Raw genomic sequence first — 25,672 nt, forward strand, 5'->3', positions numbered from 1 at the left:
TTATGGATCTCTCTATAATCATCATCAATTATAATACTTTTGAACTTACCTCAAAATGTATAGAAAGTTTGTATCAATACAATAGTGGATTTAACTATGAAATTATTCTAGTAGACAATGCTTCTGTTGAGTGCAATGCTGACTTATTCAAAGAAAAATTTCCAAATATTATTTTAATTAAATCAAAAGAAAATTTAGGATTTGCAGGAGGAAATAATTTAGGCATTTCACATGCAAAAGGAGAGTACATTTTATTACTAAATAGTGATACTGAACTCATTGAAAACAGTATCAAAATAAGTTTAGATTTTTATAAATCAAAAAAGAATATTGCTGTCCTTTCTTGCAAACTAATATTTCCAAATGGTAACCATCAATCAGTAGCACAACGATTTCCATCTATAAAATATAAATTGATAGAATTGTTTCGCCTACAAAAACTACTATCAAAACAAAAAGCAAGTAAATTATTATTAGGTGCATTTTTTAACCACAATGAAACCGTAGAAGTAGATTGGGTTTGGGGTGCTTTTTTTATGTTTAAGAAGAGTCTTTTAGATGAATTGCCTAACAAAAAACTAAACGATGACTATTTTATGTATTGGGAAGATGTACAATGGTGCTACGATTTTGTACAATTAGGATATAAAAATTACTATCTTGCAACTACAAAAGTAGTACATAAAATGGGTGGTAGTGCAGGAAAGAAAAATGAATTAATGCTTATGAATGAACAATATTTTTATCAAAGAAATTATAGCAATTTAAAACGATGGTTAATTAATAAATTTGATAAATGGTTAATAATATAAATTTAAGTATTATCATTCCTACAAAAAATCGACCTGAAATTCTTAAACAAACATTAGAGCAAGCACTTATTGCTATTGAAAACACAAATGTTACGGTTTTTGTAATAAATGATGGAGAAGAGCTAAAAAATAAAATAGAAGATCAGCAAATAAAATATTGTAGTAATCCAAAAACTGGAGTTTCTTCTGCAAGAAACTATGGTGCTTCTTTGGCAAATTCAAATTGGTTATTATTTTTAGATGATGATATGTGGATTAGCAAACAATCCGTTGAGGCCTATAAAAATATTATTAAACAAGACGATAGTAACTCTGTCTACTGTTTAAATTGGGAATATCCAAAACAACTTAATAAAAAACTTAGAAACTCAAAAGTTGGCAGATATATTTTAAATGCAGCTTACAATACCATGAAAGGAAGAATTTCTAAAAATCTAGTTTGGAATAATGCTTTTGAACCAATAAATGGAATAGGTAGTGGCTCTCTATTAATTAGTAAAACTATATTTAATAAAGTAAATGGTTATAATGAAAATATAGCATTTCAAGGAGAAGATGTAGACCTATCTTATAAATTAAAAAAAAATAATTTAAACATTAAAACATATACTCCTATAACCTGTTATCACAACCAACAAGACAGATTAGATATAAAAGGATATTTAGATAGAGAATATAATGGATATGTTTCTCAATTAAACTCTGAAAAAGTTGGATATATTCATACTATTCAAAATCTATCTGACAAAAAAACAGCTTTTTACAAAATGCTTATTCCTTTTGAACCAATTTTTCTTTTCCTTTTTACTTTAATGCCAAACATTTCTCTTTTCGATTTTATTTCGTTTCGATTAATTGGTATCTTGTCATCAATTCAAAAGGTTAAAGCAGAGAAAACAATAAAATGACCAAGCACATTTTATACATCATATCACACATAGATAAAGCACTCGAGTTTGAATGGGTTGCTGAGCTAATTGATAAAAGCAAATTTCAAATTTCATTTATTTCTATTAATGATAATGCAGACACTGCTTTACATCGTTTTTGTGAACAACACCAAATTCCTTTTTATTATGTAGAATATCATGGCAAAAAGAACATTCTATCTGCTATTAAAAAAACATATCTACTATTAAAAGAAATAAAGCCACAAGTAGTTCATGCTCATTTATTTGAAGGGGGCTTAATTGGCATTACAGCTGCTTGGTTGGCAAAAATTAAACATAGAATTTATACCAGACATTATTCTAACTATCATCACAAATATGCACCAAGTGGCGTAAAGTTTGATAAATGGATTAACAAAAAAGCTACACATATTGTTTCCATTACACAAATGGTATCTGATATTCTAATACGGCAAGAAAATGTTCCTGCAAACAAAATTACACTCATACACCATGGTTTTCCAATCAATCATTTTTTAACTTGTTCTGAAGAACGCATTACCAATCTAAAAATCAAACATCAAATTCCTTTCGATAAAAAAATAATTGGCGTTATTTCTAGATATACTTATTGGAAAGGTGTTCAAGATATTATTCCTGCATTTCAAAAATTATACGAAAAAAACAAAAATCTACATTTAATTTTAGCAAATGCTAATGGCGATTACAAAAAAGAAATTCACGAATTATTGCTTCAATTACCAAATGATAGCTATACAGAAATTTCTTTTGAACAAGATAATGTAGCATTATTTTATAGTTTTGATGTTTTTGTGCATTGTCCAATAGATGAATATTCCGAAGCATTTGGTCAGATTTATATAGAAGCATTGCTTTGTCAAATTCCATCTGTATTTACAAAATCTGGAATTGGTAGCGAAATAGCAGTTGATAAAGAAACATGTTTAGTGGTACCACATCAAAATAGCGAAGCAATTAGTAACGCAATAAACCAATTATTAAATGATGAAACGCTTTGCAATAAATTAAAAGAAAATGGATTGACTATTGCTAAAAATTTTACAATAGAAAACAAAGTAAATAGCTTAGAAAATTTATATTCCATTTAAATTAACTATTTTCGTTCTATGAGTGAAACATTTATCAGTATTGTTGTTCCAACATATAATAGAGCTCATTTAATAGCTGATACTATTCAATCATTAATTGATATAAATTATATAAATTATGAAATAATAATAGTTGATGATGGAAGTACTGATAATACAGAAGATATTATAAAACCATTTCTAAAAGAAAATATTCATTACTTCAAAAAAAACAACGCCGAAAGAGCAGCTGCTAGAAATTTTGGTGCAAATAAAGCCAAAGGAGAGTACATAAATTTTTTCGATAGTGACGATCTTGCTCTAGAAAATCATCTTTTGGTTGCTAACAATTTAATCGTACAAAAAAATCATCCAGAATGGTTTCATCTAGCTTATGCTTGGGCAGAGACTGATAAAAGTATTAGAAATGTAGTAAATAATTTTAAAGGAGAAACATTAAACAACATTATTTGTAATGGCAATCCATTAAGTTGTAATGGTGTTTTTATAAGAAAAGATATTATCTTAAATCAACCATTTAATGAAACAAGAAGTTTATCTGCATCCGAGGATTATGATTTATGGTTAAAATTAGCAGCGCGTTATCCTTTATACTATTCTAATGAAGTAACTTCTTTAATTATTGATCATGATGCGAGAAGCGTTAGAGTAATGGATGCTCAAAAAATTATTGATAGACTAAAAATCTTTACTGCTTCTGTTTTTGCAGATGAAAAAATCAAACAATCGTTTTCAAAACAATTAAATACAATACAAATGTATGCCGACTTATATATTGCGGTACATTTGGCAACAACACCTAAATACAAATTGCAAAGCATAAAATATTTATGCAAAACAGTATTTACAGATATTGGTGTATTAAAAACTAAAGCATTCTATGCTACAATAAAAAACATATTAATAAAATGGTAAAAATTCTTATAACTGGTGGTGCTGGATTTATTCCAAGTTCTTTAGCAGATAAACTATTGCAAAATGAAAATCATTTCGTTGTTCTTATAGATAATTTATTAACTGGAAATATTCAGAATATTCCAAATAATAAAAACTGCAAATTCATAAAATGTGATGCTAATAACTATAATGAATTAGCTGCAATAATGACCGCCTATCACTTTGATTATGTCTTTCATTATGCTGCAGTAGTTGGTGTACAGAGAACACTACAAAATCCAATTATGGTTTTAGATGACATTAAAGGCATCGAAAATATTTTACAGCTTTCTAAAAATACAGGTGTAAAAAAAATATATTATTCTTCATCATCCGAAGTTTATGGAGAACCTGTTGTCTTACCTCAAAATGAATATACTACACCTTTAAACTCAAGACTACCTTATGCAGTTGTTAAAAACATTGGTGAAGCATATTGTAGGTCTTATCATCAAGAATATGGTTTAGAATATGTTATTTTTCGGTTTTTTAATACCTATGGTCCAAAACAAAGTCAAGATTTTGTAATGTCTAAATTTTTAAATGCAGCACTTAATAATGAAGATATTACGCTGTATGGAGATGGATTACAAACTAGAACTTTTTGCTATATTGATGATAATTTAGATGCTTGCTTAACAACGCTATATGATGATAATTATAATAATGAAGTATATAATATTGGAAATGATGATGTAATAACAATAAAAGAATTAGCAGAAACAATTATAGAGTTGACAAATTCTTCTTCTAAAATTATTCATTTACCACCACTAAAAGAAGGAGATATGACTAAAAGACAACCTGATATTTCTAAAATGAAAGAGCTTTTATCAAGAGATTTATTACCATATAAAGATGGAATTAAAAAGATTTTAGAAACATGGAATGTTAAATAGTTTTTTTAATTTTTAAAATATATGTGTGGCATTGTAGGTTATATTAGTAAAAATCAGATTAATAAAAAACTATTTATTGATACTGCAAATACTATTATACATCGTGGACCGAATGCTACTGGTTTTTATTATAATGATGATAAACACATTGCTTTAGCACATCAACGCTTATCTATCTTAGATTTAAACGAAAGTGCCAACCAACCCTTTTTTTCTGCTTGTAAAAGATATATAATTATATATAATGGAGAAGTATATAATTATATCGATATTAAAAGCAAATACCAAATCTCAACTACAACAACTTCTGATACCGAAGTTATTCTTGAAGCATATATAAAAGTTGGTGCTTCAATCTTTTCTGAACTCAATGGTATGTTTGCCTTTGCTATTTATGATACTGTTGAAAACAAATTGGTCTTAGCAAGAGATCGGCTAGGCATCAAACCTTTATTTTATTACTACGATGGAGATTCTTTTGCTTTTGCTTCAGAATTAAAAGCTATAAAAAAACTGTTTCCTAATTTAGGTCTTAACAAGAGTGTTATTCCTTACTTTTTACAACTCGGATTTATTCCTCAACCAAACACTATATATAAAAATGTATATAAATTTCCTACAGCTAATTTTATAACAATCAATTTAAACAATATTCAAGAAGCATTAAACTTTAAATCGTTTTGGTCTATAGATGAAACACTTCAACAAGAAAAAATTACAGATTTTAATACTGCAAAAACAAAATTAAAAGAGACACTTTTTGAAAGTATAGAACAACAAATGATTGCAGATGTTTCGCTAGGTACTTTCTTAAGTGGAGGAATTGATTCTAGCTTAGTTACTGCTATTGCATCAAAAATTAAAAAAGATAAAATAAATACATTTAGTATAGGTTTTAATTATAATAAATTTGATGAAAGTCAATACGCTTTGCAAGTAGCTAATCATTTGCAAACCAATCATCATCCTTTTCAAGTAAAAGAAAAAGATGCATTAGAACAACTACACAATATTATTGATGTATATGATGAACCTTATGCTGATTCTTCTTGTTTTCCTTCATTGTTGGTTTCGCAGTTAGCTAAACAATATGTAACTGTTGCACTTTCTGGCGATGGTGGCGACGAGTTATTTTATGGCTATGGTGCTTATACTTGGGCAAATCGGTTACAACAATTTCCATATAATATTTTACATCAACCAATTTATGCAATTACTCAACTAAGTAAAAACAATAGAATTAAAAGAGCTGGAAATTTATTTAATTATAAAAATAAAAAACATATTAATAGTCATATTTTTTCTCAAGAACAATATTTTTTCTCAGAACAAGAATTAAATCATTTATTGGTTGATAAAAATTTCAATAATGATATTCTTAATCTGAATGATAATTTCAAAGAAAAAAAACAACTTTCTGCAACTGAGCAACAAGCCATTTGGGATTTACAATTTTATCTAAAAGACGATTTGTTAGTAAAAATGGATAGAGCAAGTATGCAACATGCTTTAGAAGTTAGAGTTCCTTTACTTGACAACCGAATGATTAATTTTGCTTATCAACTACCAGAAAGCTTTAAAATTAGTAATGGCATTCAAAAATATATTTTAAAAGAAGTTTTATATGATTTCGTACCAAAACAAATTTTCGACAGACCAAAACAAGGTTTCGCCATTCCATTAATTAAATGGTTAAAAAACGAATGGCATTTTTTAATTGATAAATATTTGAATCAATCAATAATTGAAAAATATAATATTGTACACTTCTCTTCTGTAAATCAATTGGTGAAAAAATTTAATAAAGGCGAAGATTATTTATACAACCGACTTTGGGTTTTAATTTTATTACATTGGTGGTTAGAAAAAAATCAAACAAATGAGTAATCCTAACACGCTTTACCTTTCTTATGATGGCATGACAGATGCTTTAGGTCAGTCGCAAGTATTGCCTTATTTGGTTGGTTTGAGTAAACACTATAATATTACACTCGTTAGTTTTGAAAAAAAAGACAACTTTGAAAAAAATAAAAATACCATTCAACAAATAGTTGATGCAAATAATATTTCGTGGATTCCATTAAATTATACCAAGCAACCACCAGTTTTATCTACTGTTTATGATGTTTATCGATTAAAAAAAATAGTATTTCAACTCATAAAAGAAAAAAATATACAAATTATTCATTGTAGAAGTTATATTACAGCATTGATTGGTTTACAAGCAAAACAACAATTAGGCACAAAGTTTATTTTTGATATGCGTGGATTTTGGGCTGATGAAAGAGTGGATGGCAAACTGTGGAATCTTAAGAATCCAGTATATAAAAAAGTATATGATTATTTCAAAAAGAAAGAAATAGAATTTTTACAACACGCAGATTATTCCATAAGTTTAACACATAATGCAAAAAACGAAATTTTATCGTGGAAAAAATTTAAAAACAATCCAATAAAAATTCAAGTTATTCCTTGTTGTGTTGATATGGATTTGTTTAATCCAAATAAAATAGTAGAAGCAGAGAAAATAACTTGGAAATCAAAACTAAATATTTCTAATGATGATTTCGTTTTGTCTTATTTAGGTTCTGTTGGTACTTGGTATATGCTCGATGAAATGATGCAGTTTTTTGTACTGTTTTTAAAGCAATATCCTAATGCAAAATTTTTATTCATCAATAAAGATGAAAAAGAAAAAATTATTGCTTGTGCGACAAAGCATGGCGTAGCAGACAAAATTGTAGTTCAAGGTGCAAATAGAAATGAAGTGGCTACTATATTGAGTTTGTCACAATTGTCTGTCTTTTTTATTTTGCCAGCGTATTCTAAAAAAGCAAGTTCGCCAACTAAGCAAGGCGAAATTATGGCAATGCAAATTCCTTTGGTGTGTAATGCAAATGTTGGCGATACTGATTTTGTTGTAGAAAAATACAATTCAGGAATTATTGTTGATGATTTTTCTACTATGGAACAAATCATTAAAAAAGAGCTAAATCGTATATTGCAAATAAACGATTTAGCTTATTTAAGAGTTGGTGCTGAAGATTATTTTTCACTTGAAAAAGGAATTGAAAACTATTTGAAAGTATACCATACAGTTTTAGAGTAATAAAGCATAGACTATAACTCAATAATTTTAATTGGTTTTTTGTTGTCGTCAATGGCTACAAAAGTAAAAATACCACTAATGGCTTTTTCTCTGTGTTCGGCATACATTTGTTCTATAAATATTTCTACTTTTACTTCTAAACTGGTGTTGCCAATTTTGCTCACTTTACCTTTCAGTTCAATAATGGTTCCTGCTGGAATTGCTTGTTTAAATTCAATTTTATCTGTAGCTACGGTTACGCATTTTTTTCTTGAAAAACGAGTAGCCGTAATAAAAGCCACTTCGTCCATTAATTGCATAGCAGTTCCACCAAATAAAGTATCGTAGTTATTGGTAATATTTGGAAAAACTGCTTTAAAAATTCGTGTTTCTGAGTTGTTGATTCTTTCTTCTAATGTCATTTGGTTTATGAATTTAATAGATAAAAAACATCTTTCAATATGTTATTTAAAATTTTAGGGTATTTTCTTTTTCCCAATTTCTTTTCTGTTTTCTTTGAAATAAAAAGACTAAATGGTTCTGTGTTGTTTGTATATTTTTGAATATAATCATTTAAATCAATAGTGTCTTCTTTTTTTATCTTTTTATTTATTTGTTTGTTGTATTTATTTAATAAGATTTCAAAATCAAAATGCTTATAATTTTTCAAATAGTCTTGGTATACAATGAATGCATCAATATTAATCAAGGTAATTGGTTTAATATTATTTATATTATCATACTTTAATAATTCCTTTTCAAAATAAATATTAAGAATATTATTTAATCCAACAACATCTAACTGTCTATTATGTGTAATGATAATTGGATATATTTTTAATTTATTTGTGTTCTTAAAACTATCATAAGGTATCTCATTCTTAATGATTTTTTCTATATTTTTTAATAGTTGAGGAATTCCCTTTTTTTCTATAAAGGCATCCTTTATTTTTTCTAATATAATGTCATAATTATATGATCTTTTAACATCTCCTTTAATTAAAATATCTTTACTTTCAAACAAGTAAATAGTATTATTCTTACGGATATAAAAATCTGATCCTCCTTTAAAATTATAACATTCTTCTATTTCTTTTCCACTTTTTTTATAAAAATTTTTATCTCCAAAAATATAATTTAGAACAGTATATAAAATTCTTTTTTCAGAAATATCAGTTGTAAAAAAAGTTCTATATCTATCTTCAATTTTACTTCTTTTATTTTCAGTTATATTGGTTTTTAAATATATGCCTTGTAACATAAAATATATACTGGTATATATTTTATCAATTAAGAACAAATCATAAATTAACCAATAATCATTTTCTTTTTCTGGATCTTTATATAGCGGTCTATCTCTAATGAGTCTAAAATCAATATCACTTTCTTTTTCGACTAAATTTACAGTCATTCTATTTATTAATTTTTCAAGTGTATTTTCTATTTTTAAGATTTTATGTTCTTTCTTTTTTTCTTTTAGAACTAACATGCACAAACTAACAGTATGTTTTATATAGCTATATTTATCTACTAAACCAAAATCCTTAAGAAACTCTTCTAATAAATTACAATCGTATTCTTCTAAAAAGTCAAATAATAGTTTAGCTTTATATACTTGAGCTATAAAAGAATCTATTTTGTCTATATTGTAAAAATCATTTTGTGCAAAACTTAAGGTAAATAATATTTTTAAAGTATCATTCTTATATTGCTCATTGTTTTTAACCTGTAATTCAGTTAGATACTCTGATATACTTAAATATACTTTAAATAATAAAACTTCAATTTGACTATCAGTTAAATCTATAATTGGCTTATGTTGCTCAACTGAATATATAATTTCAAATAATTGAAAAGAAGTTTCTAAGTTTAATAGAAAATATTCAGTGTTTTCTATTTTGTTTAAATTCTCTACTTTTTTAATTAGCTCATCTTTCAATAATGATAAATTATTGTTAAAGAAATTTAATATTATGTTTTTTGCACTTTCATCAATCTCTCTACTTATTAAAACAATAGCAATTTTAAATAAGGTATCTTTATTAACAATACTTAGTTTTTCTTTAATTTCTTCAATTGAAAATGCTTTTTCTTCTGGAAACAAATGTTTGTATGATAAAAATAAATTCATTTCCATCAATAATTCAAATTGCTGCTTAGCCAGCGTTCCATTTTTTCTACTGAAATGTCTTTTCTTTTAGCATAATCTTCTAGTTGGTCTTTGCTAATACTACCTACACCAAAATATTTACTTTCTGGATGCGAAAAATACCAACCACTTACACTCGATGCTGGATACATTGCCATGTGTTCGGTTAATTCTATTGCTACATTTGATTTTGCGTCTAATAATTCAAACAGTGTTATTTTTTCGGTATGGTCTGGACAAGCTGGATATCCTGGTGCTGGTCGAATGCCTTGATATTTTTCTTTAATCAATTCGTCGTTACTTAGCGTTTCTGCTTTATCATATGCCCAAAATTCTTTTCGTACTCTTTCGTGCATGTGTTCTGCAAATGCTTCTGCTAATCTATCTGCTAATGCTTTTAACATAATAGCATTATAATCGTCGTTTAAGTCTTTAAAATACTGTATCCATTTTTCAATTCCAATACCAGAAGTTACAGCAAAAGCACCAATATAATCTGTTTTGTTTTGGTCTTTTGGTGCTATAAAATCGCTTAGGCAATTATTTGGCAAATGACTAGCTTTTTTTAATTGTTGTCTTAAATGATGTAGCATAATATTTTCATCATTGTGTTTGATTTCAATATCATCTACAATACTATTGGCTTCAAAAAAACCAATAGCAGCATTGGCAATCAACCATTTTTCATTAATCATTTTATCTAATAGAGCATTGGCATCTGCAAATAACTTTTTAGCTTCTACACCTACAACTTTATCTGATAATATATTTGGATATTTTCCGTGCAATTCCCAAGAAGAAAAGAAAGGTGTCCAATCAATATAATTTCTAAGTACCGATAAATCGTATTCTTTAAAATATTTTACACCCAAAAAACTTGGTTTTGGTGGCGTATAGTTTTGCCAATCTATTTGAATTTTATTATTTCTAGCAGCGTCAATAGCAATATAGTCTTTTACATTGGCTTTGTTTTTATGTCTGAGTCGCATTTGCTCATATTCTGCTTTAGTTTCTGCTAGTAATTTTTCTTTTTGATCACCTTTAGACACCAAAGCTGTAGAAACAGGCACACTTCTAGAAGCATCTAAAATATGAAGTGTAGCACCAGAATAGTTTGGCTCGATTTTTACAGCAGTATGCATTTTAGAAGTAGTAGCACCACCAATTAGCAAAGGTGTTTTCATGCCTTTTCGCTCCATTTCTTTCGCAACAAAAACCATTTCATCTAAAGAAGGTGTAATTAAACCACTCAAACCAATAATATCTACTTGCTGTTTTTCTGCTTCGGCTAAGATTTGTTCGCAAGGAATCATCACACCTAAATCAATCACTTCAAAATTATTACAAGCCAATACTACACCTACAATATTTTTGCCAATATCGTGAACATCGCCTTTAACTGTTGCTAATAATATTTTACCTAATTTCTGCGAAGCACCTTCTTCTTTTTCTGCTTCGATATATGGTTGAAGAATAGCTACTGCTTTTTTCATTACTCTGGCACTCTTTACCACTTGTGGCAAGAACATTTTTCCAGCACCAAATAAATCGCCAACAATATTCATTCCATCCATTAATGGTCCTTCAATCACTTCTAATGGTCTAGCATATGCTTGTCTTGCTTCTTCGGTATCTTCATCAATAAACTCTACAATTCCTTTTACCAAAGCATATTCTAATCTTTTTTGAACCGTTTGGTTTCTCCACGACAAATCTTCTTCTTTCTTTTTAACATTGCCTTTTACTTTTTCGGCGTAGTCTAACAATCGTTCTGTAGCATCATCTTTTCTGTTGAGTAATACATCTTCAACATATTCTAATAGTGTTTTGTCAATGTTGTCATAGACTTCTATCATAGAAGGATTGACAATACCCATATCCATTCCGTGTTGTATGCCATGATATAAGAAAGCCGTATGCATTGCTTCTCGTACAACATTGTTTCCTCTAAAAGAAAAAGACACATTACTAACGCCTCCACTAACATGAGCTCCTTTTAGATTCTCTCTTATCCATTTTGTAGCTCTAAAAAAATCAATGGCATTGTTTCTATGTTCGTCCATTCCTGTTGCTACTGGAAATATATTTGGGTCGAAAATAATATCGTGTGGATTAAAATGCACTCGATTAACTAAAATATCATAGCTTCTTTTACAGATTTCTATTCTTCTTTCGTAAGAATCTGCTTGACCAGCTTCATCAAAAGCCATGACTACAACAGCAGCACCATATTTTTTAACCAATTTTGCTTGATGAATGAACTCTTCCTCTCCATTTTTTAAGCTAATAGAATTGACAATGCCTTTTCCTTGTATGCACTTTAATCCAGCTTCAATAATTTCCCATTTAGAAGAATCTATCATAATAGGAATTTTGGCAATTTCTGGTTCGGCAGCAATTAAGTTTAAAAACTTCACCATAGATTCTTTACCATCAATCATGCCTTCATCCATGTTTATATCTAAAACCTGAGCACCACCTTTTACTTGTTCTAAAGCAACCGACAAAGCATCGTCGAAACGATCTTCTTTAATCATTCTAAGAAACACTTTGGAACCAGTAACATTGGTTCTTTCGCCAACATTTATAAAATTAGATTGCTCCGTTGCAATTAATGGTTCTAAACCAGACAGTTTTAAAGTAGCGTGATTTGTCATCTTAAACAGTTGTTGTTATATTTCTTGGTTGATAGTCTTTTGCTAAATCGGCCAATGCTTTAATATGCTCTGGTGTAGTACCACAACATCCACCTAAAACATTAATTAAACCTAAGTCTAAAAATTCTTTTACTTGTTGAGCCATTAGCTCTGGAGTCTGGTCGTACTCGCCAAACTCATTTGGTAAACCAGCATTTGGATAAGCACTAATTAAGAAGTCAGCATTATCAGACAATACTTGTAAGTATGGTCGTAGTTCTTTTGCACCCAAAGCACAGTTTAATCCTACAGAAAATAAAGGCACATGAGCAATAGAAATTAAAAACGCTTCGGTTGTTTGTCCACTTAGTGTTCTTCCACTAGCATCTGTTATAGTACCAGAAACCATAACAGGATATGTTTTTCCAATTTCTTCAAATAGTGTTTGAATAGCAAATAATGCAGCTTTAGCATTGAGTGTATCAAAAATAGTTTCTACTAGTAAAATATCTACGCCACCATCTATTAATGCTTTGGCTTGTTGGTGATAAGCCGTAACCATTTCATCGAATGAAATAGCTCTATAACCTGGATCATTTACATTAGGCGACATAGACAGCGTTTTGTTGGTTGGTCCCATTGCACCTGCAACAAATCGTGGTTTATTTGGTTCTTTAGCTGTAAACTCTTGTGCGACTTCCTTTGCAATTTTTGCTGAATAATAGTTGATGTCGTAGACTACATCTTCTAAGTGATAATCTGCTTGAGCAACCGTAGTTCCACTAAATGTATTGGTTTCTACAATATCTGCACCTGCTTCAAAATACTGAGCATGAATTGCCTTAATAATATCTGGTCGTGTAAGCGATAATAAATCGTTATTGCCTTTTAATGGATATGGATGATTCTTAAAACGAACACCACGATAATCTTCTTCTGTTAGATTATATTGTTGAATCATAGTACCCATAGCTCCGTCGAGTATTAAAATTCTTTGTTTGGCAAGTGTGTTAATATCTGTCATTGTAATTGTTTATTGGTTCTTTTATTACGAATGACTGGTATAGGATATTGAACTTATCTTTCTTTGAAACCTCAAAGTAGGAAGTAGCACCTTTTTCAAATTTTGGTTTGACTGGTTGCCAAGACATCATAGAGCCTAATCTCTCCGTCTTTCGTAATAAGTAAAGTTTTTTTATTAAATGTTATCGTCATAGTGAGTTTACGAAGCTATTTTATTTCAACGCAGCGTCCTCTACGAGAGACACTGCTTGGAAAATAATTCTGTAATGGCGACTTAACCTGTTAATAAAAAACTATTTTAAAGAACTAGTACAAAGATAGTAAAAAGAAAAAGAAACAAAGATTGTCTTGTGGCAAGAATTGAAAAGAATGTGGTTTTTGGTGAGTGTTTAAAATTAAATTAAAATTAAACACTAAACAAACTCAATTCTATTATTTAATTTTTTTGAAGATGCTGAAACAAGTTCAGCAAGAGTTATTGTTGAAGCGAATTTAATAATATTGGAGATACTTTATTTTGAATAGTCTACCTCTTGTGGCAAGAAAAAAGGAGAACAATTTGTTCTCCTTTAAATTTCATGTTATATAAATCTTACTACCATTGTTTCTTTGTAGAAGATAACCCTTGATAAAATGCATAGCCATCAAATGTGTATGGTAAATAAGAAACATCTCCATCTTCATAATAATATTCTTCTCCAGTTAAAGCGGTCCATAAACCACCAACTCGAACTGATACTGGTTTATAAAAACCAATATATGCCATATTGGTAGTTTTAGCACTAGCTCCTTTTAAAAGGAAACACTTTGTTCCAGCACCAACATGTTTTGGTAAAGTAGTTACATTTGTAAATAAAGTATCGTTTCTACCTTCTGCTATTTTTATTTTATATCCAGTAACCGTATCTGTAGATATAAGCTTATATTTATATGCAAACAAATAAGAGTTACTTGGTAATGGATAACCTATATTTGAAAGCGTAAAAGCATGAAATCCTGATTGATTTTCTACTGCATCAAAAAGCGTTTCTGTTGTTCCTGACTTTGTAGTGTTATTTAAGTTGTTTGCTAATAACTCGTATTCTGTTTCTGTGATTTCAATCCAAGTTCCGTTAGATGCAGCATCATAAGTTGCTACTGAAGTTGACAAATTCTCTCTCAGATAATCTACAGACTCTTCCTCATCTTTCTTACATGATACTACTAATACCACTAGCGAAATTATCGCAATAAAATTCAATTTTAGACTTTTCATACATTATTTTTTTTGCTAATATATAGCAATGCAAGCGAAATGTCAAAAAAAATGAGTGAAATGACCAAATAATGAGTAAACGGGAAGTTTTTTGTGGTAAGAGTTGAATTTTGTTTTTTGGAGTGACTATGCTTTTACTTACTTATTGTATTTTTAATAAGATTAAACGCTATGCAATTTTAATTCTATTATTTGGTTTTTTTGAAGATGCTGAAACAAGTTCAGCAAGAGGTTGTTGAGACAAGTTCAGCAAAATTAAAAATGTATCTTATTTTCTTTTATGGTTCGTGAGACACGAACCATGGCTTGGTGCTAACAAGTGGAAATATAATAGCTACTTAAATCTACCTGTTCGATACCATGTTTACCAACAGGTAGAGACAGGTAAATTCAGCAAGGTACAGAATATACTAATAAATATAAATAATTAAATTCTCTGTAAGCTATCTAATACTGCCATTGCTGTTGTTTCGTTGGTCTTTTTAAGTATGGCTGATTGCTTTTCGTAGGTGTTGGTTGGATGATAGATGAAGAAACACGATCCTCCTTTTACAATATTGATGATTTTTTGATTGGTTTCTATTGGTAATGCTGGACATCCTTGACTTCTGCCTAAACGACCATTGGCTTGAGCGAATGCTTTACTTACATAATTTGCCCCATGAACTACTACGCCTCTGCTTCTTGCATTGCTGTTAAAGTTAGCTTCTAATCCATCTAGTCTTAATGAGTAACCTTTGCTACCATTATAAGTTTCTGCTGTTACATAAAATCCTAAACTAGATTGATAAGAGCTTGGTTCGTTTGAGAATTTTGTAGCATAGTTATCGCCAGAGTTTTTACCATGTGCTACTAAACTTTTTAATACTAATTTTTGTTTTTTTACATCAATTATAAATAACCTTTCTTCGGTAGATGCTTTGCTAAAATCAACAATGGTTAAATATTGACTATTGTTTACTTTATGATGCTCGCATAAATAAGCATATCCTTTTAATCCTTGAATTATTGCTTCTTTATTGATATAATTGAATTTTTGTGTAAACTCGTCTATTAAGTTGGCTTGTTTTTCTTCTGAAGCGACATCTTCATCTAAAGAAAAGACTGTTATTTGTGGCACATTTGTTGTTATGTTTACTGTAGATGCTGTTAAGTCTACATCGGTGTCGCTACCAAGCATAATGTAACTATTAATTGGCAAAATCATTACGCTCAATGCCAAAAACAATGTTCTTTTATTCATTATCAACCCTTTTTTTATTTGATGCAATTTGGATAAATGTCTACCTCAAAAAAATTGCGTCCATAAGATAGCCATTTAAACTGTTAAAACGAAAAAAGGAGTGCTATTTATTGTGAAAACATAGTTTTTATGTCCTTTTTTACCAGTTTTTTAAGAAACTATAATTTAAATCCTTCAAAAAATGAAATATTTAACAACTTGAAAGTCTTGAAATTAACACGATATTTTCCACTAAAAAAGAATCTTAAATGTTCTCTAAAATAAAAAATAAATATATTTAACCAAGACCAAACCGTGTTTTGTTTTCTTAGATAATAAACAAAATTTCTAGTTACTAAGTGAATATAAAAATCGTTGAATTTGAATTTTTGTGCTGTGCCTTTTCGCATGTTGGATAATCCGCCTACTTTATGATAAAATTGTATGAATGGATAGTAGAATAGCAAGTGTTTTTTTTGCTTGTAAATTCTATAAAAGAAATCGGTATCGTCGTAGTAAGCAAAATATTTTTCGTCCATTAATCCAACATCATCAATCACTTCTTTTTTTAGCAATACACAAGCCGTTGGTGCATAGTCTACTTGGCAAATAGTATCGTACTGACCTTTATCTTCTTCTTGAATGCCAATGTGTTTGGTTTTATTGCCATTGTATTTGTTAAAATGCGTTCCTGCCCACCAAATTAAATGCGTTTCTGGATGATACATCATTTTTGGTGCGATGAGCGAACAATCTAATGCTTGCATTTGAAACAATAGTTTTTCAAACATAGTATATTCAAATTCTACATCGTTGTTGATAATGAGTATATAGTTACAATTATCTTGTAATGCTTGTTTAATGCCTTGATTATTGCCTGCTGCTACGCCAACATTTTTTTGATTGGCAATGATTTTAATTCTTTCGTCTTGGTATTGGTTGATGATTTCTAGTGTATTGTCTTTAGAAATATTATCGATGATGTACAATATAAAATTAGTATGTGTTTGATTAAGCGTACTGTTTAAGAAGCCATCAATTACTTTTGCACTATTGTAAGTTATGGTAACAATACCAATTTTCATGATGTGTGAAGATAAGAAAAGGTTCTTTTGTTTTGGTTATAAAAAAGACTTCTTATTAATTGAAAAGAACAAATGTTTAATAAGATGAAACAGCTACGCTGTTTTGTAGTTTTAGTTTTAGTATTTCTAATTAGGTTGAAGTGCTACGCACTTCTTTTTTAAAACAGCTACGCCAAAGTGTTAACACTTTGGCGTAGTGAGCGTTTTTAGTTAGTAGATGCTTGTATGATTTAAAACAATTTCAAAGTTCAAAACTTTGAAATTGTTTAGTTTTTAATTGACTATTTTTCCTAAGCTAGTAATTACACTAGCAATTTTAATAGCGTCCCAAATTTGGTTTTCGTTCATTCCTGCTTCTAGCACAGACTGTTCGTGCGATTTTACACACATTTCACAACCATTTGTTGCTGAAACTGCTAAGCTAATTAATTCAAAAAATGCTTTTCCTAATGTTGGATTCATCATTATGTTCATTCGCAATCTTGCTGGTGAATTGTCGTACACTTCTTTGCTTACAAAATGTCTGAATCTATATAAAATGTTATTAGCACTTAGCAAAGATGCACATGCTTGAGCTTCTGCAATTTCTGCATCAGTTGCCTCTAGTGTTTTAGCTTTTGCTACAAATGCATCTACCAAAACTTGATTGGTATTATTGGTTGCAATTGCCAATGCTAGTAAATGTGTTTCTTTTTCAGATAAGTTATCTGCTTTTAAAACTGTTTTTACATTGAGTTTTAAGTCTCTTAAATATTTACTGTCTGCAATAGCTAGTTGTTCTAACACTTTGGTATTGCTTGTTTCAATACCTAATTCTTCTAATATTTCTTTTGCTGTATCGTTCATGTTTGTTTTGTTTGAAATTTGAAATAAAAAAGCCAAGTCACAAGAAAAATGACTCGCAACTTGGCTATAAAAAAATTAAAACTATGAAAAACTACACTTTTAAAGTGTCTTGTCCTTTTTCCCAATTACATGGACATAATTCGTCTGTTTGTAATGCATCTAATACTCTAATTACTTCGTGTACATTTCTACCAACAGATAAATCGTTTACTGCCACCCAACGAATAATGCCTTGTGGATCTACTATAAAAGTTGCTCTATAACAAACTTCTTCGCCTTCTGTTAAAATACCTAATTCTCTTGATAACGATTTAGAAGTATCTGCCAACATAGGAAATTTAAGATCTCTTAAATCATCGTGATGTACTCTCCAAGCATGGTGTACAAATTCGCTGTCTGTGCTTCCTCCAATTAACACAGTATCTCTATCTGCAAATTCGCCAGCATTTTTGTTAAACTCTGCTATTTCTGTTGGACATACGAAAGTAAAATCTTTTGGCCAAAAGAAAACCACCATCCATTTGCCATCTTTAGTGTGAATGCTGTTGTCTATTTCTTGAAATTCTTTTCCTTTTTCTAAGCTTACTACTGCTGTTTTTTTAAATTTAGGAAATTGTTGTCCTACTGTTGCTAATCCCATTGTTTTTTTATTTTAAAGTTTATAATTGTTTTTTTATCCTAACCAAGCATTAAACATCCACAGTGTTTTTTCGTGGAATGCAATGTATTGTGTCATCATGTCTTCAGTTCCTTTGTCGTCAACACTTGCTGCCTGTTCCAAAATTTGGTTCTGCAAAGTTACTAAATAAGACATATTTTCAACAATACATTGCATACACTGTTGTGCTTCTGACACATTTTTAACCTCTTTTAAGTTTGCATGTTCTGTATAATCAGAAAAAGAGTGTAGTGGTCGTCCTTTTAATGTTAGTATTCGTTCTGCTATTTCGTCTATTTTTAATTGTGCATCGTTGTATAGTTCTTCAAATTTTGCATGTAATTCAAAAAATTTAGGGCCTTTTATATTCCAATGAAAACCTCTTAAGTTTTGATAATGTATTTGATAATCAGATAATAATTGATTGAGTAGTGCTGTTGTGTTCATGGTTATAAAATTTTTACGATACAAAGATATCTTATTTTTCTTATAAAGAAAATTGATTATATTTATAACCTAATAGTTTTTATCTATGGATATAAGTTTAACACAATTAGAATATGCTATTGCATTATCTAACTACTTGAATTTTGCTAAAGCAGCTGAAGCATGTTTTGTTACTCAACCAACATTGAGTATGCAAATAAAAAAGCTAGAAGAAACGCTTGGTGTTGTTTTATTTGATAGAACGAAACATCCTATTGTTGTAACGCCAATTGGAGAATCGATTATCAATCAATCGAAAATAGTGATACAAGAGTTGAAAAAAATTGAACGATTGATTCAATCAGACAAAGACAAAGTTGAAGGACAGTTTAGCTTGGCTATTATTCCTACGATTGCTCCATATTTATTGCCTTATTTTGTTGGTAGTTTTATTGAAAAATATCCAGCAGTACAATTAAAAATTACAGAGTTAAAAACCGATGAAATTATTTTAGCACTACAAAAAGATGAAATTGATGCAGGCATTCTTTCAACACCAATTAATGAACCTAATATTATAGAAGAAAAATTATACTATGAGGAAATAAGTGTATATGCTCACATCAAACACCCATTGCTAGAAAAAAAAGCGATAAACAGTAAAGATATTTCAAGAAATGATATTTGGCTGTTGAGTGATGGCAATTGTTTTAGAAATCAAGTAATTAATATTTGCAATAAAAAAGTTCCCATACAAGAGCATCTATTATATGAAAGCAGTAGTATAGAAACGCTAAAAAAAATGGTAGAAGTTGAAGGTGGTTTTACACTGCTTCCTGAATTGGCTGTGTTGGAAATGAATAAACACAAAATGCATTTAGTAAGACGATTTGAAAATCCGAAACCAATAAGAGAAATTGGCATTGTTTATAGTAGGTCTGTTTTAAAAAAACAAGTAATAGATGCTATAAAAGCAGAAATTATTGACCAAGTGCCTATTGAAATGTTAGAAAATGACAATCAGAAGTTAGTTGAATGGAAATTTTAGAATAGTTATTTACAAAATTTCTACCTTTACCTTATGAAAACTATTTTGTTTGCTTTTGTTGCTGTTTTATTGTTGTTTACTGCTTGTAAAGATAAATATTATTATAGTGATTATCAATCTATAAAAAATCAAAGTTGGCTAATAAAAGATACATTGACATTTAGCAAAACTATTGAACAACCAAGCAATACACCACATCAAATATTATTAAGCGTAAGACATGATAAAGATTTTGAGTTTAGCAATTTATGGTTACAAGTTGATGTTAGCTATAATGGAAAAACAGCATCAAAAAAACAAGAAGTGGTTTTATATAATAAACTAGGCAAACCTTTTGGTAAATGTACTGGTAGTATTTGCACGCAAACGATTCCTATTGTAAACAATATTTCGTTTGATAAAAAAGGAATTGTCCAAATAAAAATCACACAATTAATGCGAAAAAATCCAATTGAAAACATAAAAGATATTGGCGTTATTATTGAATAAACATACATTTATTCTTATATTTATAAAAAATTGAGCATGAATAAGTATGTCTACCTTTTAAGTTTTATTTTATTTTCTATTGTTGTAAATGCTCAACAAATTGTTCGTGGTCCATATTTGCAAAGTGCTACACCAAATAGTATAAAAATAATGTGGCGAACTGATAGTGCTACTACATCAACTATAAATTTTGGCAGTACTATAAATAATTTGAGCAACATAGTAACTGATACCAATTTAGTAACCGACCATATTGTTTTGATAGAAGGACTTTCTCCAAAAACAAAATATTACTATGCTGTTTCACTAAACGGAAATATTTTAGCAGGCAATAATGAACAACATCACTTTGTTACCAATCCAAGTAGTAATGATACAAGTAAAGTAAGTTTTTGGGTTACTGGTGATTTTGGAGCTAAAAACAACGATCAAATCTCTGTAAAAAGATGGTTTCAAAATTACTTGGTAAACAATACTGTAGATGCATGGCTTTGGTTAGGTGATAATACTTACGATAATGGAAAAGATTGGGAATACCAACAAAAAGTATTTAGTAGCGATTTTGGTTACGATTCTATTTTTAGATTTTTACCTTTTTATCCAATTCCAGGCAACCACGATTATGGAAGTATAAGTAGAAAACCCAATCCTAAAAACGATGCTGGACCTTATTATAATATTGTAGAAGTACCTAAAAATGGAGAAGCTGGTGGTATTGGTTCTGGAACAGAAACTTACTACTCATACGATTATGGTACTGCTCACTTTTTAGCACTAAATTCTGAGCCAATGCCTTATGTCTTCTACAAACCATTCTCAACAGAGCTTGTAAATAAAGACATGTACAATTTTGCTATCGCAGATTTACAAGCTAGTACTAAAAAATTTAATATTGCATATTGGCATCAACCACCATATTCTAAAGGAAGTCATGACTCTGATGATGGTTGGGAACTTTTTATGAAAGGAATGAGGGAAGAATATTTACCTATTTTAGAAGAGAATGGCATTGATTTAATTTTGAATGGACACAGTCATGTTTATGAACGCTCGTTTTTAATAAATGGACATTATAATTATTCATATTATTACGATTCTACTACTATGTTAATTGATGGAAGTAGTGGTAATCCAGATTTAGGAGAAGCTTATCACAAAAAAACATATGGTGTAAGTGCTAACAAAGGAACAGTATATGCTGTTGTAGGTAACTCTGGAAAAAAAGAAGGCGACAATGGAGAACATCATCCTGTAATGTTTACTGATTTATCTGATGCTGTTGGCAGTATGATTTTAACCATTGAAGGAAATGTGCTGACTGCATCTTATTATACAGCAGCTGGAATTTTATATGATAAATTTCAAATTATAAAACAAGATACTACTATTGTTAATGGCATTAAACCAATAGCAAGTATAGAAAAAATAAATGTATATCCAAATCCAAGTACACAAACCTTAGTACTTGATATTTATGCTAAACAAAATGATAATATTAATATTGATATTTTTAACATTAATGGTAGTTTAATTAAATCAAATATTTGGACAAACACTATATATAGTGGAAAAAACACTATAAACTTAACCAATAGTTTTAATGAACTAAATGCAGGAATATACTTACTAAGTATAACCAATGCTAACAACGGAAAGGTAGTACACAAAGTAGTAAAGCAGTAATACCATTTATAATTATAAAATAGTCTAATTTAAAATTAGGAGTTAGTATTATAATGTAGATACTTTTCTGAATTTATTTCAGACTCTTTTATAAGAATAGATTCCGAAACAAGTTCGGAAAAATTGGGCTAATTTTTATTGAGTAATAGTATAAAATAAAAAATCCTGCCTATTGCAGGCAGGACGACTACTAACTAATATTGCCTTGAGGTTACGCAATATTTATTTTTATAAATTTTGCTTCTTTTTCTTTTTCACCAATTTTCGGTATATGCAAATATAGCAAACCTTTTTCATATTTGCCAACAATTTTAGAGGTTTCTACATTTTTTTCATCTAATGTAAAACTTCTTTTAAAGCCAGAGTAGCTAAATTCCTTTCTTAAAAAGGTTTCTTTTTTATCTGTTTCTTCTTCGTTAACAGTTTTTTCTGCACTAATGTTTAAAATATTTTCATTTAATTCTACTTTAAAGTCTTCTTTTTCAAAACCTGGTGCAGAAAGCTCTATTTTGTAGGCATCTTCGGTTTCTTTAATGTTTACTGCTGGTTGTTTTTCTGCCTGACGATTGCTTAAATTAGCCAATTCTCTTCCAAAAAAATCATCAAAAAATAAATTTGATAGATTGCTGTTTGATTTTCTTCTTACGAGTGTCATAATATTTGTTTTTAATGTTTATAATTCTATTTTATAAAGCATTAAACAAATTATAGACCAATGTAGTTATTTTAAAAAAACGCATTACAATAAGCCACTTTGTCTTATTTTTAACATAAAAACAGACAGTCTGTCTTGTTTTTTCAAAACAAGCTGCTTTTTCACTACAATACTAAAAAATAAGTGTTACTAGTCTTAGTATATAAAATTAGCTTCTATCAATATCTTTGAATTGTAAGTCGTGCCAGTAATAAAAAATTTCCCAATTGCCGTTATTGTATTCTAATGCTGTGAGATTTTCTACCCAATCGCCACTATTTAAATAACGCACACTGCCTTCATCATTGGCAACTATTCTATCTTGTGGTTTATGAATGTGTCCACAAATAACACAATCGTATTTTTCTTTAATTGCAATTTCTAGTGCTACATCTTCAAAATCTTGTACTTTTGATTTTACAAAACTTTTTACTTTGTCTTTTATTAGTTTAGAAAGATAAATTCGGTCTTTACCTAATTTCATTCTAATTTTATTGATGTAACGATTGAGTCTAAAAATTTGGTCGTATGATCTACCACCTAATTTTGCTAACCATCTTGCAGAACCACCAACCGATAAATCGTATTTATCGCCATGAAAAACCCAGTGTTTTTTTCCATCTAGGTCTAAAAAAATTTCATCTTTAATTTCTATAGTATCAAATTTAAAATCTAAGAAATCTCTAATCGTATCATCATGATTTCCTGCAATGTAGTATACAGGAATGCCTTGTCGAGCAAAATCAAGTACTAGAAATACATTTTCAATATGTTCTTTTGGAAAATAACCAGCACTAAAATGCCAAATATCTAACCAATCGCCGTTAATAATTAACATGTTTGGTTGTATACTTTTTAAATAGCGATTGAGTTCTTTAGCATGACAAGCATGCGTTCCTAAATGAACATCTGAAATGATACAAACTTCTATTCTTCTTTTTTCTGACAAGTTGAGTTTTTCTACTTCTTGAAGATAAGAGATATTTTTTTGAAAAACATAAAATGTTTTTAAGAATCAAGATTTTTAGATATTAGACTCAATTAGACAATCTTAGCTATGCTCAAATTAACTCAATTAAATTATACTTTATTTAAAGCATCAATATATGCTTTTGCAGAAGCGAAAACAATATCAGTATCTGCACCAAAGCCATAGTAAAAAGCACCATCTTTAGATAGTTGTATATGTACTTTTCCTATATCATTACTTCCACCAGTAATGGCTTGTACTAAATATTCTTCTAGCTTGTTCTCTATATTTATAATTTTATCGATTGCTTTTAAAGAAGCATCTACTGGTCCATTGCCTTCTGCTGTAGCATTAAACGATTCGTTGTCTTTAGTTAATGTAACCGTAGCTTTTGAGTTGCCATTAGTACCACAATACACTTCTAAGTCTTTCACTTGATAGATTTTTCCACTAATGCTAGAACCCATCATTTCTAATAAGTCTTCGTCGTATACTTCTTTTTTTCTGTCGGCTAATTCTAAGAACTTAGTATATGCATCATTTAATCCATCAACATCTAAAGAAAAACCAATTTTTTCTAGTCGATGTTTTAGTGCAGCTCTTCCACTTCTTGCTGTTAATACAATTAAAGACTCTGGAATTCCTACATCTTTTGGATCAATGATTTCGTAATTTTCTCTATCTTTTAAAACACCATCTTGATGAATACCAGATGAATGTGAAAAGGCATTTCTTCCAACAATAGCTTTATTTGGTTGAACTGGCATTCGCATCAATCGTGTAATTAATCGTGATGTTGGATAGATTTTCTTTACATCAATATCTGTATAAACATTAAGTGTTTCTTTGTGCGAACGAATAATCATAGCTACTTCTTCTAGTGAAGTATTTCCTGCTCTTTCGCCAATACCATTCATTGTAACTTCCACTTGTCTTGCTCCATTTCTAATACCAGCCATAGAATTTGCAGTAGCCATTCCTAAATCGTTATGACAGTGAACAGAAATAATTGCTTTATCAATATTTGGAACATTGTTCATTAAGTACGCAATTTTTTCGCCGTATTGGTCTGGCAAACAATAACCTGTTGTATCTGGAATATTAACTACCGTTGCTCCGTTGGCAATTACTGTTTCTACCATTTTAGCTAAAAATTCTATGTCTGCTCTACCTGCATCTTCGCAAAAGAATTCTACATCATCTACAAAATTTCTAGCATATTTAGCTGCCCAAGCTGCTTTTTCTAATATTTTTTCTCTAGTAGTTCTTAATTTATTGTTGATATGAATATCAGAGCTGCCAATGCCTGTATGAATTCTGCCTCTTTTAGCAAACTTTAAGGCATCTGCGGCACATTCAATATCTTTATCTACAGCTCTTGTTAAAGCACAAATAGTTGGATTACTTACATTTTTAGATATTTCTACTACAGAATTAAAATCGCCTGGCGAAGAAATTGGAAAGCCAGCTTCTAAGACATCAACACCTAATTGCTCTAGTGCAATAGCGACTTCAATTTTTTCTACTGTGTTTAATTGGCAACCAGGAACTTGTTCGCCGTCTCTAAGTGTGGTGTCGAAAATGTAAACCTTATCCGTATTCATAATTATTGTATTATAAAAAATCCGATAAAAAATATCGGATTAAACTACTAATATATGAAATAGTACAAGTACTAGTTTTAAGCTAGTATTAAATGCTACAAACCAGTTATGGCAATTAAAGAAAGCAAT

23 protein-coding genes and 1 riboswitch are annotated in these 25,672 nt (G+C 29.5%); of the genes, 10 read left to right on the forward strand and 13 right to left on the reverse strand.

Annotated elements, in window-relative coordinates; all coding sequences use genetic code 11:
* Positions 1 to 2 precede the first annotated feature (2 nt).
* The 7 genes from H6553_00415 to H6553_00445 are packed head-to-tail and all read left to right on the forward strand — an operon-like array spanning position 3 to position 7,776.
* Entirely contained in the window at positions 3 to 812 is an 810-nt protein-coding gene (locus H6553_00415; GenBank protein ID MCB9032278.1) for a glycosyltransferase family 2 protein, read from the forward strand.
* Complete coding sequence (locus tag H6553_00420) at positions 797 to 1,720, forward strand: glycosyltransferase family 2 protein (GenBank protein ID MCB9032279.1); 924 nt, start codon at positions 797 to 799, stop codon at positions 1,718 to 1,720. Before H6553_00415 ends, H6553_00420 begins: the two co-directional genes overlap by 16 nt.
* Complete coding sequence (locus tag H6553_00425; GenBank protein MCB9032280.1) at positions 1,717 to 2,832, forward strand: glycosyltransferase family 4 protein; 1,116 nt, start codon at positions 1,717 to 1,719, stop codon at positions 2,830 to 2,832. Before H6553_00420 ends, H6553_00425 begins: the two co-directional genes overlap by 4 nt.
* Before the next feature lie 18 nt (positions 2,833 to 2,850).
* On the forward strand, positions 2,851 to 3,747 hold the full coding sequence (locus H6553_00430) for a glycosyltransferase family 2 protein (protein MCB9032281.1): 897 nt from the start codon (positions 2,851 to 2,853) through the stop codon (positions 3,745 to 3,747).
* The gene (locus tag H6553_00435; protein MCB9032282.1) at positions 3,741 to 4,667 is read left to right on the forward strand and encodes an NAD-dependent epimerase/dehydratase family protein; all 927 of its coding nucleotides are present in this window, start codon (positions 3,741 to 3,743) and stop codon (positions 4,665 to 4,667) included. Before H6553_00430 ends, H6553_00435 begins: the two co-directional genes overlap by 7 nt.
* A 21-nt stretch (positions 4,668 to 4,688) precedes the next feature.
* Positions 4,689 to 6,554, forward strand: a complete 1,866-nt coding sequence (gene asnB / locus H6553_00440; protein ID MCB9032283.1) for an asparagine synthase (glutamine-hydrolyzing) — start codon at positions 4,689 to 4,691, stop codon at positions 6,552 to 6,554.
* Positions 6,547 to 7,776, forward strand: coding sequence for a glycosyltransferase (locus H6553_00445; protein MCB9032284.1), 1,230 nt, complete (start codon positions 6,547 to 6,549; stop codon positions 7,774 to 7,776). The genes asnB and H6553_00445 overlap by 8 nt, the downstream gene beginning before the upstream one ends.
* A gap of 11 nt (positions 7,777 to 7,787) precedes the next feature.
* Here H6553_00445 and H6553_00450 read toward each other — a convergent pair whose 3' ends face one another.
* The 10 genes from H6553_00450 to H6553_00495 all read right to left on the reverse strand — a co-directional run bounded on the left by H6553_00450 (position 7,788) and on the right by H6553_00495 (position 19,076).
* Complete coding sequence (locus H6553_00450) at positions 7,788 to 8,177, reverse strand: acyl-CoA thioesterase (GenBank protein ID MCB9032285.1); 390 nt, start codon at positions 8,175 to 8,177, stop codon at positions 7,788 to 7,790.
* A 5-nt stretch (positions 8,178 to 8,182) separates the two neighbouring features.
* A complete protein-coding gene (locus tag H6553_00455; protein MCB9032286.1) occupies positions 8,183 to 9,886 on the reverse strand; it encodes a hypothetical protein in 1,704 nt (567 codons plus the stop codon).
* 5 nt (positions 9,887 to 9,891) lie between these two features.
* Entirely contained in the window at positions 9,892 to 12,561 is a 2,670-nt protein-coding gene (metH, locus tag H6553_00460) for a methionine synthase (protein MCB9032287.1), read from the reverse strand.
* Position 12,562: 1 nt separating this feature from the next.
* Complete coding sequence (locus H6553_00465) at positions 12,563 to 13,564, reverse strand: homocysteine S-methyltransferase family protein (protein ID MCB9032288.1); 1,002 nt, start codon at positions 13,562 to 13,564, stop codon at positions 12,563 to 12,565.
* A gap of 50 nt (positions 13,565 to 13,614) precedes the next feature.
* Positions 13,615 to 13,727: riboswitch (SAM riboswitch) on the reverse strand.
* A gap of 431 nt (positions 13,728 to 14,158) precedes the next feature.
* Positions 14,159 to 14,818: a hypothetical protein gene (locus H6553_00470; protein MCB9032289.1), complete on the reverse strand. Its 660-nt coding sequence runs from the start codon at positions 14,816 to 14,818 to the stop codon at positions 14,159 to 14,161.
* A 427-nt stretch (positions 14,819 to 15,245) separates the two neighbouring features.
* A complete protein-coding gene (locus tag H6553_00475; protein ID MCB9032290.1) occupies positions 15,246 to 15,998 on the reverse strand; it encodes a murein L,D-transpeptidase catalytic domain family protein in 753 nt (250 codons plus the stop codon).
* Positions 15,999 to 16,219: 221 nt separating this feature from the next.
* Positions 16,220 to 17,125, reverse strand: coding sequence for a glycosyltransferase family 2 protein (locus tag H6553_00480; protein ID MCB9032291.1), 906 nt, complete (start codon positions 17,123 to 17,125; stop codon positions 16,220 to 16,222).
* A gap of 273 nt (positions 17,126 to 17,398) precedes the next feature.
* Positions 17,399 to 17,971, reverse strand: a complete 573-nt coding sequence (locus tag H6553_00485; protein ID MCB9032292.1) for a carboxymuconolactone decarboxylase family protein — start codon at positions 17,969 to 17,971, stop codon at positions 17,399 to 17,401.
* Between the two features lie 91 nt (positions 17,972 to 18,062).
* Positions 18,063 to 18,611, reverse strand: a complete 549-nt coding sequence (locus H6553_00490) for a peroxiredoxin (GenBank protein ID MCB9032293.1) — start codon at positions 18,609 to 18,611, stop codon at positions 18,063 to 18,065.
* Positions 18,612 to 18,644: 33 nt separating this feature from the next.
* Positions 18,645 to 19,076 carry a DNA starvation/stationary phase protection protein gene (locus H6553_00495; protein MCB9032294.1) on the reverse strand — a complete coding sequence of 144 codons (432 nt, stop codon included), beginning with the start codon at positions 19,074 to 19,076 and terminating at the stop codon, positions 18,645 to 18,647.
* An 85-nt stretch (positions 19,077 to 19,161) separates the two neighbouring features.
* On the opposite strand from H6553_00495, the gene H6553_00500 reads away from it, so the two are divergent.
* Genes H6553_00500 through H6553_00510 form a run of 3 tightly spaced genes read left to right on the forward strand, consistent with a single transcriptional unit; the run spans position 19,162 to position 22,275 of the window.
* Complete coding sequence (locus H6553_00500; GenBank protein ID MCB9032295.1) at positions 19,162 to 20,103, forward strand: hydrogen peroxide-inducible genes activator; 942 nt, start codon at positions 19,162 to 19,164, stop codon at positions 20,101 to 20,103.
* A 33-nt stretch (positions 20,104 to 20,136) separates the two neighbouring features.
* Complete coding sequence (locus tag H6553_00505; GenBank protein ID MCB9032296.1) at positions 20,137 to 20,592, forward strand: gliding motility lipoprotein GldH; 456 nt, start codon at positions 20,137 to 20,139, stop codon at positions 20,590 to 20,592.
* 36 nt (positions 20,593 to 20,628) lie between these two features.
* Positions 20,629 to 22,275, forward strand: coding sequence for a metallophosphoesterase (locus H6553_00510; GenBank protein ID MCB9032297.1), 1,647 nt, complete (start codon positions 20,629 to 20,631; stop codon positions 22,273 to 22,275).
* 211 nt (positions 22,276 to 22,486) lie between these two features.
* On the opposite strand, the gene H6553_00515 is transcribed toward H6553_00510, so the two are convergent.
* From H6553_00515 to H6553_00525, 3 genes are all read right to left on the reverse strand, one after another.
* Positions 22,487 to 22,930 carry an Hsp20/alpha crystallin family protein gene (locus H6553_00515; GenBank protein ID MCB9032298.1) on the reverse strand — a complete coding sequence of 148 codons (444 nt, stop codon included), beginning with the start codon at positions 22,928 to 22,930 and terminating at the stop codon, positions 22,487 to 22,489.
* Positions 22,931 to 23,138: 208 nt separating this feature from the next.
* Entirely contained in the window at positions 23,139 to 23,918 is a 780-nt protein-coding gene (locus tag H6553_00520) for a UDP-2,3-diacylglucosamine diphosphatase (protein ID MCB9032299.1), read from the reverse strand.
* Positions 23,919 to 24,049: 131 nt separating this feature from the next.
* Positions 24,050 to 25,543 (reverse strand): 2-isopropylmalate synthase, encoded by a 1,494-nt coding sequence (locus H6553_00525; GenBank protein MCB9032300.1) that lies wholly within the window; start codon positions 25,541 to 25,543, stop codon positions 24,050 to 24,052.
* Between the last annotated feature and the right edge of the window lie 129 nt (positions 25,544 to 25,672).

The organism is Chitinophagales bacterium, assembly GCA_020636535.1.
Lineage (GTDB): Bacteria > Bacteroidota > Bacteroidia > Chitinophagales > JADIYW01 > JADJSS01.